Source organism: Blautia glucerasea (assembly GCF_020537505.1).
GTDB lineage: Bacteria > Bacillota > Clostridia > Lachnospirales > Lachnospiraceae > Blautia_A.
On sequence record NZ_JAJBMO010000041.1, the window covers coordinates 1 to 11159 of the forward strand.

At 46.1% G+C, this 11159-nt stretch carries 13 protein-coding genes and 1 pseudogene; 12 read left to right on the forward strand and 2 right to left on the reverse strand.

What is annotated here, in order from left to right; genetic code table 11:
* The 10 genes and pseudogenes from LIQ05_RS18580 to LIQ05_RS18625 all read left to right on the forward strand — a co-directional run.
* Positions 1 to 342 (forward strand): annotated as a pseudogene (locus tag LIQ05_RS18580) (hypothetical protein); the annotation flags it as partial.
* Positions 343 to 447: 105 nt separating this feature from the next.
* Positions 448 to 780 (forward strand): hypothetical protein, encoded by a 333-nt coding sequence (locus tag LIQ05_RS18585; protein ID WP_226822836.1) that lies wholly within the window; start codon positions 448 to 450, stop codon positions 778 to 780.
* 73 nt (positions 781 to 853) lie between these two features.
* A complete protein-coding gene (locus LIQ05_RS18590) occupies positions 854 to 1402 on the forward strand; it encodes a hypothetical protein (protein WP_226822837.1) in 549 nt (182 codons plus the stop codon).
* Positions 1359 to 2732 carry a recombinase family protein gene (locus LIQ05_RS18595; RefSeq protein ID WP_226822838.1) on the forward strand — a complete coding sequence of 458 codons (1374 nt, stop codon included), beginning with the start codon at positions 1359 to 1361 and terminating at the stop codon, positions 2730 to 2732. The genes LIQ05_RS18590 and LIQ05_RS18595 overlap by 44 nt, the downstream gene beginning before the upstream one ends.
* Complete coding sequence (locus LIQ05_RS18600) at positions 2668 to 4053, forward strand: recombinase family protein (RefSeq protein WP_226822839.1); 1386 nt, start codon at positions 2668 to 2670, stop codon at positions 4051 to 4053. Before LIQ05_RS18595 ends, LIQ05_RS18600 begins: the two co-directional genes overlap by 65 nt.
* A gap of 14 nt (positions 4054 to 4067) precedes the next feature.
* Entirely contained in the window at positions 4068 to 4193 is a 126-nt protein-coding gene (locus tag LIQ05_RS20795; protein WP_226822840.1) for a prepilin-type N-terminal cleavage/methylation domain-containing protein, read from the forward strand.
* Positions 4194 to 4216: 23 nt separating this feature from the next.
* The gene (locus LIQ05_RS18610; protein ID WP_226822841.1) at positions 4217 to 4366 is read left to right on the forward strand and encodes a hypothetical protein; all 150 of its coding nucleotides are present in this window, start codon (positions 4217 to 4219) and stop codon (positions 4364 to 4366) included.
* A 144-nt stretch (positions 4367 to 4510) separates the two neighbouring features.
* Positions 4511 to 5476: a type IV pilin protein gene (locus tag LIQ05_RS18615; protein ID WP_226822842.1), complete on the forward strand. Its 966-nt coding sequence runs from the start codon at positions 4511 to 4513 to the stop codon at positions 5474 to 5476.
* Between the two features lie 98 nt (positions 5477 to 5574).
* Entirely contained in the window at positions 5575 to 6075 is a 501-nt protein-coding gene (locus LIQ05_RS18620) for a hypothetical protein (protein ID WP_226822843.1), read from the forward strand.
* A gap of 68 nt (positions 6076 to 6143) precedes the next feature.
* Complete coding sequence (locus LIQ05_RS18625) at positions 6144 to 7034, forward strand: glycosyltransferase family 2 protein (protein ID WP_264292811.1); 891 nt, start codon at positions 6144 to 6146, stop codon at positions 7032 to 7034.
* Positions 7035 to 7054: 20 nt separating this feature from the next.
* Here LIQ05_RS18625 and LIQ05_RS18630 read toward each other — a convergent pair whose 3' ends face one another.
* Positions 7055 to 7879, reverse strand: coding sequence for a helix-turn-helix domain-containing protein (locus tag LIQ05_RS18630; protein ID WP_226822844.1), 825 nt, complete (start codon positions 7877 to 7879; stop codon positions 7055 to 7057).
* Between the two features lie 245 nt (positions 7880 to 8124).
* On the opposite strand from LIQ05_RS18630, the gene LIQ05_RS18635 reads away from it, so the two are divergent.
* Entirely contained in the window at positions 8125 to 9624 is a 1500-nt protein-coding gene (locus LIQ05_RS18635) for an alpha-N-arabinofuranosidase (RefSeq protein ID WP_226822845.1), read from the forward strand.
* A 106-nt stretch (positions 9625 to 9730) separates the two neighbouring features.
* On the opposite strand, the gene tagD is transcribed toward LIQ05_RS18635, so the two are convergent.
* Complete coding sequence (tagD, locus tag LIQ05_RS18640; RefSeq protein WP_226822846.1) at positions 9731 to 10120, reverse strand: glycerol-3-phosphate cytidylyltransferase; 390 nt, start codon at positions 10118 to 10120, stop codon at positions 9731 to 9733.
* Between the two features lie 324 nt (positions 10121 to 10444).
* Here tagD and sdaAB point away from each other — a divergent pair, with 324 nt between their 5' ends.
* Positions 10445 to 11104 carry an L-serine ammonia-lyase, iron-sulfur-dependent subunit beta gene (gene sdaAB / locus LIQ05_RS18645; protein WP_226822847.1) on the forward strand — a complete coding sequence of 220 codons (660 nt, stop codon included), beginning with the start codon at positions 10445 to 10447 and terminating at the stop codon, positions 11102 to 11104.
* Positions 11105 to 11159 lie beyond the last annotated feature (55 nt).

An 11159-nucleotide genomic window follows, 5' to 3' on the forward strand; every position in this document is an offset into this window, starting at 1 on the left:
GAATATGCACAATATGTAGCCAGAGTAAGGAAATACCAGAAAATCATGCCATTAAAAGCAGCGGTTGAAAGAGCCGTCAAAGAGTGCATTGAAGAGGACATTCTGGCAGATTTTCTGCGAAAAAATCGAGCGGAGGTTATTGCAATGAGTATATTCGAGTATAACCAAAAAGAGGAAGAAGAACTTCTGCGCAGGGAGGAATATGAGGCTGGAGCTGAAATGGAGCGTAAGAATACGGAAAAAGAACGGAAACGAGCAGATTCAGCAGAAAAGCGAGCAGACCTTGCAGAACGGGAAATTCGCCGTTTGCAAGAAAAATTAGCTTTGCTGCGATCAAAGTAACCTTTTCCTATAAGCGTTTTATAAAAATATCCAGTACAGGTAGTTAAGAACTAACTAAAGGAATATGCACAATATGTAGCCAGAGTAAGGAAATACCAGAAAATCATGCCATTAAAAGCAGCGGTTGAAAGAGCTGTTAAAGAGTGCATTGAAGAGGACATTCTGGCAGATTTTCTGCGAAAAAATCGAGCGGAGGTTATTGCAATGAGTATATTTGAGTATAACCAAAAAGAGGAAGAAGAACTTCTGCGCAGGGAAGAATATGAGGCTGGCGCTGAAATGGAGCGTAAGAATACGGAAAAAGAACGGAAACGAGCAGATTCAGCAGAAAAGCGAGCGGCTTCAGCAGAAAAACGAGCGGCTTCAGCAGAAAAACGAGCGGACCTTGCAGAACGGGAAGTCCTCCATTTAAAAGAAAAATTAGCACTGTTACAGTAAAAATAGTCTCCCACACATCCCCTCTCCATATGTTATATTGAATTCACCAAAACATATGAGGAGGTTAAAAAAAATGAATCAAACCATCACATTTCACCTCAATCCCCCCACCGGGCAGCCTGGTCCGTCTGAGTCTTTGCGGATCCCGCTGTCCAATCTGGCGGAGCTGGCGCGGCGGAATCTATCCGAAATTCTGACAGCCAAACACCACCTTCTGATCAAAGCCATTCCAGGCTTCACACTGGAAAATAACCACATCCTGATTACCCACCCAACCACATTTCCCCCAGGGGAAAAAGCTGCCTGCCTGCTATTTACGGAGAAACTTCTCTTAACTGCCAGTACCCGCAAGTGGCTGGTGCCATCAAGAAAAAATGCACAACCACCATCCAGCGAAAAATATCAATTCCGGATCTGGCTGAATCAGCTTGGGCTGAAAGGTCCTGAGTTTGCCACCGCCCGGAAAATCCTTATGCGCAATTTATCTGGCAACAGCGCCTACTCCAGCGACAAAAAAATGGCACTGTACAATCAAAAAAGAAAAGCGGCAAACCAAAAGAGAAGGGAGGATAGACAGTATGCTCACCCATCTGAACTCCAGTCTTTCATCCCTTTGCCATAATACTGTTCCATCACGCCAGAAAGCACCACTCCCAACAAGCCCCCAGGCTGCATTTCAGGAAAGCCCAGAAAAATCAGCCCCAAAACCAATTAACCTGCCATCCCACACCCGAACCCTGGCCACACCTCGGATTCCCACCGCCATCTACTGCCGCGTATCCACAACCCACCCTCATCAGCAGGATTCTCTGGAAAATCAGATCACGCATTACCAGGATTTTATGAAAAACAATCCCCAATATTCGCTGGCAAAAATCTATTACGATTTTGGTATATCTGGTTACAAAGAGGAACGCCCAGGCTTTTCCCAGATGCTAAAGGACGCCCAGGACGGTCATTTCCGCCAGATCATCACCAAATCCATCACCCGTTTTGCCCGCAATACCGACACCATACTGAAAACCACGCGCCAGCTCCGCACCCTGGAAATAGATGTCTATTTCGAACTCCAGAAAATCCATACACTTTCCCAGGAAGGAGAGCTCCTTCTTACTCTTTACGCTGCTTTCGGACAGGCAGAAAGCGAGACCTCCAGATGGCTGACGCAGGTATCCCGTCAGCGGAAATACGAAAAAGGTCAGCCAATCCAGCAGCTTCACCGTTGTCTTGGCTATCGGAAAAGCCAGGAAGGCGTGCTGTTGCCAGATGGAAATGCCAGGCTTGTCCAGGAGATTTTTCAAATGGCAGCAGATGGCTGGTGTGTTGCGGAGATCACAAGATATCTCAATGAAAGCCAGATCACCACCCAGAACGGAAAGCGCTTCACCCGTTCCACAGTAAGCCGGATCCTCCACAACCATGCCTATAAAGGCGATTATATCTGCCAGAGATATTATGTAAACAGTCAACGGAAGCTGGTGAGAAACAAAGGGGAAAAACAAATGTACTATATCAGACATGACCATGTAGCACTTGTTTCGGAAGAACTATGGGAAAAAGCCCAACAAAATCCGAAGCAGCTGGCAGGATCACCTGTGAGAAAAACAACCGCAGGAAAAAAGATAACCGATTTTTCACCTCCCACATCTCTACAGCCTGTTCTAGCACTGACCAGCTCCAACTACCCCTACAAAGACCGGATCTTCTGCAAATATTGCGGCTCCCACTTGCGCCGGATCATTGCCCGAAACCGCTCTGTCTGGTGGATCTGCAATGGTCTGAGCCGCAAAGGAAAAGCTTTTTGCACCGGCGTGCGCATACCAGACGAGAAATTATATCCCCTTCGAAACCTGAACTGCCCAGCCTACATTGGAAAGGAGAACATCAATGGAAAAGAAACTTACGGTTATTCCCCCAAACCAGATAAATTCAGACGCGAAACAGTCCGATAATTCGAAATACAGAGTGGCGGCCTACTGCCGAGTATCCACAGAGCAGGAAGAGCAGTTGGGCTCTTTTGCCAACCAGATCACCTACTACACGGAATATATTAATGGAAAAGAAGAGTACCAACTGGCAGGGATTTTCTCGGATGAAGGAATTTCCGGGACTGGGACGCGCAAAAGGGCAGGCTTCCGAAGCATGATCGCAGCCTGTGAAGCGGGAAAAGTAGACCTGGTGCTTACCAAATCTATCAGCCGTTTTGCCAGGAACACCAGGGACTGCCTTCATTATGCCAGACATTTGAAAAGCCTTGGGATTCCTGTAATTTTTGAAAAAGAGGGAATCAATACAATGGAGGCTTCGGGAGAACTGCTTTTTACCATTTTGTCCAGTCTGGCCCAGGAGGAGTCCCGGAATATTTCGGAAAACACCAGGTGGGGAATCCGCTCCCGGTTCCAGCAAGGCATTCCCCATATCAATACCACCGGCTTTTTGGGCTATGACAAAGACGAAGCCGGTCATCTGATCGTGAACCAGGAGCAGGCGAAAGTGGTGCGGCGCATTTTCCAGGATTTTTTGGAAGGCTGGCAGCCATCGGAAATAGCCCGGAAGCTCAATGCGGAAAAAGTCCCAGGTGTACACGGCGAGCCCCGTTGGGCAGCAGTTTCCGTCCTTCGCATACTCCGAAATGAAAAATATAAAGGGGATCTGCTTATGCAGAAATACTATGTCCGCGACTTTCTCACCAGGGAGCTGGAGCGAAATGACGGCAGGCTTACCCAGTATTATATAGAAAATAATCACGAGGCTATCGTAGAGCGTGAATTGTGGGAGGCAGCCCAGCTGGAGCAAAAGAGAATTGAAGCTTTCAAGAAAACCCACCAGATCCGAGAATTGGGAAGCGGCAGCCTGGAGCCCTTTTATGGGAAAATTTTTTGCTCCCAATGCGGCGGCAGATTCGTGAAAAAGAGGGGTAAAAGCCAGTGGAAATGCATCAATACCGCCGGGGAAAAAAAGAAAACCTGTCAGGCGCAGCCAGTATCTGAAGAGAAAATAGAGGAGCAGCTGAGCCTGGCGTGGGCAGAACTGGTATCCAGGCGTGGCAACCTTTTACCAGACTGGGAAAAAGAAGTTTCCCAGGGAAATCCCCTGGAAAGCCTGCGTGCCTCCCAGATGCAGGAACTGACCGGGAAATACCCTGTATGGCAGCATGCGGCAAAGAAGAAACGGATGCTGGTTCTGGAAATTTTGGTTGCCCAGGGGAGTGTGAGCACAGTCACGTTTATGGACGGAATCCGGCTGAAGGCTGGGGAAGCCGATAATGCGTAGCTTCTAATAAGAGAGTGGGATTTTGGTATGGAAGATGCTGTCGGGTATTTTGCAAAACTACCAAAGGTTTTTCTCTCCCAGAACTTCTTATTGTTGTGGCGCTTATAGCGGCACTGGTTTCCTGCTCTATCCCCATTTAAGAAAAACAGGAATTTCCAACAATATGAAAATCAAGCGGACGGATCCGGAACTGAAGTGGTTCGGGGTAATTGTCTATGGAAACGGGGAAAGTTACTACTATGAAGGCATAGGCGATCCCGGGGCATTGGGAACCAGGGCAGTGGTGGAATATGAGTGGAGCGAGCTGGAATAAAAGGCTCTATCCACTGCGCAACCTTCACGAAAATGAGGCATTATTTTGGCGAAAATGCTGGTAGACTTCGGAAGGTCTATGTGCTATCCTTAAAAAGCAAAAGTGTACTTTTCAGCAACAAATACATAGGAAAAAGGGATGTTTATGAAGAGAAAAATAAAATCTGCCAAAGGATTTACGTTAGCAGAACTTTTGATCGTAGTAGCGATAATTGCTGTATTAGTAGCGATCGGAATCCCCATTTTCACAAGCCAGCTCGAAAAAAGCCGCGAAGCCGTAGACCTCTCCGACGTCAGATCCGCATACGCGGAAGTGATGGTGGCCGCGATCACGGGGGATACGACGGCGATTTATACGAAGGACGCGGGGCAGACGATATATAAAGCAACAGAACAGACATCTAAGGGTTATACAATTGAGGCAGGTGCTTATTCCATTACGGTAACACCATTGAAACAGAAACAATCTGGCTGGCAGACCGCTGAGCCGATTACAATTGGAGGTGTGTCCTCCAAAGCGGGAGAGCCTTATTGGAAAGGACAGCCAGGACCGAACGGATTTTGTGTAATTACATATCATCCACCTACAAGTGGAAGAGATGAATATGTTTCGTTTTATTGGGAAGGTGGAAGTGCTAGTGATGATCCGACAGTAACGCCAATACCAGATAATCCGCTGAATCCTACAGTAACACCAACGGATCCATCAAAACCATCAAAACCATCTTCTGAAAATTGGAGTTATGTTACAGCTAAGGCAAAAGTGTATCCGAAATCAGGAACTGTAAAGCTTAACATTGGGGATTTGTATTATGAGGATGGTTCATATTATGTTATAACGAATATACGTTATGGTCATGATGTTGATGATGTGCAATGGGTAGGTCCTAATAAACCCGGTAACGAGGACATTTTCAGAAAGTGTACGGGTGCTGTTTATACTTCGGCAGACGAATCTAATAAGGGAAACCATTCCTTTAATTATGTAAATGCTGGTGATATTTATAAAGATGATAATGGAAATTTATATATATCAAAAATAAGTTCAGGGATTGTTGCTCCATCAGGACCAGATAATTACGATAACGAAAGATGGCAGAAAATTAATTAGCAATGATATGAAAATTAATCAATGTGAAACTTAAAAAGAAGTTATTTAGATTTTAATTTTTACATGAAATATTCTGGATAGAAAGGTTTCCGGAAGAATTGAAGAAACTGTTTATAGAAAAACCACTCCTGATTTTCGAAATGCGTCATTTCCCAAATGAAGAATGGTTTAAAACCGACCTGCGCCAGGTTTGCGGATTTTTAAAAAGAACTAATGACAAAACGAAACTAAAAATATACATAGAAGAAAACCAGGCAGTGTTCGCCAACTTACCAGAAGATGCCTATGACCTCCTGTCCGTAATGGCAGGGATCCGAAACTTGAAATTTATAAAACAAGAGGTAAAAGCTGAAGGAGGTGGATTTGATATGTGTAAAGCGATTAAAGAGATGCTGCGAGATAGCAGGCTGGAGGGAAGACAAGAGGGAAGACAGGAGGGAAGACAAGAAGGAAAACAGGAAGGCCGATTGAAAGGTCAAGACGAAATGGCGACTCTAAGTGAGAAGCTTATTTTAGCAGATCGTATCAGTGAGCTGTTAAAGGCAAGCACTGACCGTGAGTTCCGAAATAAGCTGCTGCTGGAGTTTGGGTTGGCCTGACTGGACGAATCCTGGGTTCTGCGATATAATGGGGAAAATCATATTTGTGAAAGACAGGAGTATAGAACTTGGAAAAGGCAGAGAATCGGAAAACGGCACAGGATGGCGATAAAAAGATAAAGAAGGTCATGAGACAGAGCGAAAATCAAAGAACGAACCAGAGCGGAACCCCCAATCGTAATCAATGCACAGCAGAGAATTCAGATAAGGTAGAAAGCCCGTCCCCCCTGGTCTCTGTCATCATGCCCGTATACAACGGCGAGAAATACATTGCCCAGGCAGTTCAGTCTGTTTATGCTCAGAACGTACCTCTGGAGCTGATCGTCATTGATGATGGCTCTACAGATGGGACCCGGTCGGCATTGGAACCGTGGGAGAACCGCCCGGACTTTCTCTATGTGAAAAATGAGCGCAACCTTGGCGCCGCCGGCTCCCGTAACCGTGGTGTTTCCATGGCAAAGGGCAGATACGTAGCCTTTCTGGATGCAGACGACTGGTGGAAGGAAGGCAAGCTGACAGCACAGCTGAAGGCCCTTGAGAAAACAGGCGACGTGATTTGCTCCACAGGCCGTGATCTCATGGCGCCAGACGGCACCTCCACAGGCAAATATATCCCTGTCAAATCCCGCCTGGATTACCATGAACTTTTGAAACACAACAGCATAAACTGCTCCTCTGTACTGCTCCTCCGTGAAGTAGCCCTGGAATTTCCAATGGAGCACGATGACAGTCACGAGGATTACATTACCTGGCTGAAGGTGGTGCGCAAATACGGACATGCCACAGGAATTAACGAACCCTATTTGAAATACCGCCTCTCCGAAGGTGGAAAATCCAGAAACAAGGTGAAATCCGCTGCCATGACCTATCAGGTATACCGCTATGTTGGCTATGGCCCGGTTAGAAGTGCCTGCTTTTTCTTGTCCTATGCACTTCACGGAATATGGAAATATCGGTAGGAGTGATCGTGTGGAGACCGTTACAGAGTAACGGTCTCCATTAACCTCTTCCGAAACTGCGCCGGGGAGCATCCCGCCTGCTTCTTAAAATATCTGCTAAAATGAGAATAATCCGAAAATCCGCACACCTGTGCAATATGCTGTACAGTCAGCGCCTCGTTGGTCAGCAGGTTCTTCGCCTTATCCATCCGGATCTGAAGGAGATCTGCGTGAGGCGTACTGTGGAAAAATTTCTGATAGCAGGCGTAGAACTGGCTTTTTTCCAGATTAACCTGCCTGCAAAGCTCTTCTGTATCCCACGGCTTCGCGTAGTTGGTCAGCATTTCCAGTCTCAGCTTACGAAATTCAAAATAAAGCCCGTCCCCGTCGGCAACATTTCCCCTCATCTGTTGCGTCTCAAGTCCTCTGGCAACTGTGATCATAAGCTGCCGAAAAAGAGTATACTCGTACTCATCGGAAAATAAATCATTTGAAATATGCTCCTTATGAAGAAGACGGATGCATTCATCAATATCCTCATAATTCCCCGGATAAAAAACAGTATTTAATGGAATCCCAAACCTTTCCCCAGGATCCTCCTGACAGGAAAAATGCACATAACTGTTTCGGAATTTCTGCACCGCCTTATAATGCTGCCCGCAGCCTGGTGCATAGAGAATACAGGCATTTTCCCTGGAAATATGAAACTTCTGGTCCCGATAGACCTTCATTGGTGTTTTAAAAAGCAGGAACAGATAATCTCCACTGCCCTTTGGACGGTAAATCTGGTCGTAATCGGGATTGGAGTAATTATATTCGCAGAACTGAATGGAAAAATCCACATCCGAAACCGTAGAAAAATTCATGGCAAAGCCTCCTTTTTCCCATTTCCTTCACTGTAATGATTATCGGAAAAAAAGTCAACTATATCGGAAGAAAAAAACTGGTAAAAAATATATGATTTATTAAAATGAAAAATAGAAAACTCACGAATCGGTCAAGGTAAGACCGCTAAGTATGCAATGTGAAATTGCAATATTGGAAATCACAATCGGTTAGATGGTTCATAAGAAATCTGCCATAGACCTGGCGAAATAAAAGGAGGATACCCATGAAAAAAGCACAGATCATCATCGACAAATATTTTCTCACCGGCAAGGTGGATAAACGAATTTTCGGTTCCTTTATTGAACAGCTTGGACGTGCTGTTTACGAAGGCATTTATCAGGAAGGCAGCCCGTTGTCAGACGAGCAGGGCTTCCGCAAGGATACCCTGGAGCTGGTACGAGAATTGCAGGTTCCCATCGTCCGTTACCCAGGCGGTAACTTTGTATCCGGTTTCCGCTGGGAGGACAGCGTCGGTCCCAAGGAATCAAGACCAGCCAGACCAGAGCTGGCGTGGGGTGTGATCGAGAACAATCATTTCGGTCTGGATGAGTTTGTAGACTGGGCGAAGAAAGCGGATACAGATGTAATGATGGCAGTCAACCTTGGCACAAGAGGCCCGGAGGAGGCCAGAAATCTTCTGGAGTACTGTAACTTCAAAGGTGGTACCTACTACAGTGATATGCGTAAGGCAAACGGACACGCCGCTCCCCACAACATTAAGACCTGGTGCCTGGGAAATGAGATGGATGGACCGTGGCAGATGGGACACAAGACCGCTTACGAATATGGAAGAACTGCAGCAGAGACCTCCCGTATTATGAAAATGCTGGATCCAGAGATCGAGACCGTTGCCTGTGGAAGCTCCTTCCTTGGCATGCCCACCTTCGGAGACTGGGAATACACAGTTCTGGACGAGTGCTATGACCTGGTAGATTACATGTCCCTTCACCAGTACTACGGCAATGCTGCAGACGATACCCCGGATTTTCTTGCTAATTCCAAAGGAATGGATGATTTTATTTCTGGCGTTGTCAGCATTTGCGACGCGGTACGTGCGAAAAAGCATGGCAAAAAGCGCATCCATCTTTCCTTTGACGAGTGGAATGTCTGGTACCACAGCAATGAAGCCGACGAGAAACTGGAAAAATGGGGACAGGCACCGCACCAGCTTGAGGATGTATACAATTTCGAAGATGCCCTTCTGGTTGGAAGCATGCTGATCACCCTTCTTCGCCATGCTGACCGTGTGAAAATGGCATGCCTGGCACAGCTGGTAAATGTAATCGCACCGATCATGACTTCTGACACAGGTGCATGGCGCCAGACCATTTTCTATCCATATATGTACACCAGCGTTTTCGGCCGCGGAACAGTGCTGAATACTCAGGTTCTGGCTCCTGCATATGATAGTAAGAATTATAGTGATGTTTCCTATCTGGATTCTGTTTGCGTATGGAATGAAGAAGAGGATACCCTTACGATTTTTGCAGTCAATAAGAGTCTGGAGGAAGATCTGGAGGTAAGCTGTGACCTGCGCCAGTTTGAAGGCTATCAGGTGAAAGAGCACATTGTGCTTACCAATGATGATATGAAGGCTGTGAATACAGAAGCCAACCCGGATAATGTAGTTCCGGTGAAATCCACAGCGACGAAGGTGGACGGCGGCAAATTAAATACTGTTCTTGGAAAACACAGCTGGAATATGCTCCGCCTTGGAAAATAAAGCTGCGTTTACAAAAAACACCTGGCGGAATAGTTACTCCGCAATATATATAAAATCAGGGATTTCGCTATATACGAAATCCCTGATGAAATAACGTCTGCATATTTTACTTCTGCAGATCCTCTTTAATCTGAGTGGTAGAAATCTCCGGTGTCCTTGGCAGGTACACCACGTCACAATAAGGCTTCAGGAAATCAAATTTCCCTTCCCAGTCGTCTCCCATGACGAAAGTATCCACATGATATTCCTTAATATCACTGATCTTCTGTTCCCAGTTCTCCTCCGGGATAACCAGGTCCACATAGCGGATGGCCTCCAGGAGAGACTTTCTTTTTTCATAAGAAAAATAACACTTTTTATGCTTTTCATCCCAGTTAAACTCGTCTGTAGACAGGGCCACGATCAGATAGTCTCCATAAGCCTTGGCTCTGCGGAGCAGATTGATGTGTCCGTAGTGCAGCAGATCGAAGGTACCGTAGGTAATTACTCGTTTCATGAATTGTCTGCCTTTCATTTTCCGCGATCATTTTTATAGGATTATTTTACTGTTACTGCTCAGGTCATGAACACTGATATTTTACCACAGTATTTGCGGAAAATAAATGGTTACTATTTATTTCATGAACAGCAGCTAAATAAACCTCGCAGATTTTTTAAAATCCAACCATGTTGTAAATCGTATGTTTTAATGTTAAGATGGAACAATAACAGGGCAGGTGAGAAATTGTTGCTGCGAACGAAATGAACAGCAACGGGAAATCATCTGAAGGCTGTCTGAACGAATAGGCAGCATCTGAATAAAAAGAAGAGGAATTTTAGTATGAATGTATTTGACATTCTGGGCCCGGTGATGATCGGACCATCCAGTTCACATACAGCGGGAGCTGCAAGGATCGGGCTTGTAACCCGGGCGCTTCTCGGGAAAAAGCCGGTGAAAGCGCACATTTTTTTACACGGATCTTTTGCAAAAACTTACAAAGGTCATGGTACGGACAAGGCTCTGGTGGCTGGAATCCTGGGAATGCAGACGGATGATGAACGGATCCGCTTTTCCCTGGATGTGGCAGAAAAAGAGGGGCTGGAAATCCAGATCGAGACAGGTGAGTTAGAAGACGCCCATCCAAATACCGCAGAAATCACCCTTACAGCAGCTGATGGAGAGAAGGTCTCCCTCCGTGGCAGCAGCATTGGCGGCGGAAATATCCTGATTACCCGTGTAAATGGAATGGAGGTTTCCCTTACCGGCCAGAATCCTGCATTGATCGTGCTTCACAAGGACGCGCCTGGAACCATTGCTGCAGTTACTGAGCTGATGGCAGAGTACGGAGTAAACATCTGCAATTTTCACCTGGCGCGCGAAACCAAAGGCGGCCTGGCTGTCATGACCATCGAAAGCGACACTCACTTCGGCCCCGAACTAAATGAACGGATCAACCAACTGGAGAATATCTATTCCAGTACAATGTTAGAACGAGTGTAGTTGCTATTTTGTGGGTTGAAAAGTTCGTCGAAGAGGGACGCATTCGGACAATGGG

Bases quoted from the DNA above. Each gene is read 5' to 3' on its own strand.
- LIQ05_RS18610 (WP_226822841.1), top strand. From the start codon at position 4,217: ATGAAAATCAAGCGGACGGATCCGGAACTGAAGTGGTTCGGGGTAATT.
- LIQ05_RS18615 (WP_226822842.1), top strand. From the start codon at position 4,511: ATGAAGAGAAAAATAAAATCTGCCAAAGGATTTACGTTAGCAGAACTT.
- LIQ05_RS18590 (WP_226822837.1), top strand. From the start codon at position 854: ATGAATCAAACCATCACATTTCACCTCAATCCCCCCACCGGGCAGCCT.
- LIQ05_RS18600 (WP_226822839.1), top strand. From the start codon at position 2,668: ATGGAAAAGAAACTTACGGTTATTCCCCCAAACCAGATAAATTCAGAC.
- LIQ05_RS18595 (WP_226822838.1), top strand. From the start codon at position 1,359: ATGCTCACCCATCTGAACTCCAGTCTTTCATCCCTTTGCCATAATACT.
- sdaAB (WP_226822847.1), top strand. From the start codon at position 10,445: ATGAATGTATTTGACATTCTGGGCCCGGTGATGATCGGACCATCCAGT.
- tagD (WP_226822846.1), bottom strand. From the start codon at position 10,120: ATGAAACGAGTAATTACCTACGGTACCTTCGATCTGCTGCACTACGGA.
- LIQ05_RS18585 (WP_226822836.1), top strand. From the start codon at position 448: ATGCCATTAAAAGCAGCGGTTGAAAGAGCTGTTAAAGAGTGCATTGAA.
- LIQ05_RS18630 (WP_226822844.1), bottom strand. From the start codon at position 7,879: ATGAATTTTTCTACGGTTTCGGATGTGGATTTTTCCATTCAGTTCTGC.
- LIQ05_RS18635 (WP_226822845.1), top strand. From the start codon at position 8,125: ATGAAAAAAGCACAGATCATCATCGACAAATATTTTCTCACCGGCAAG.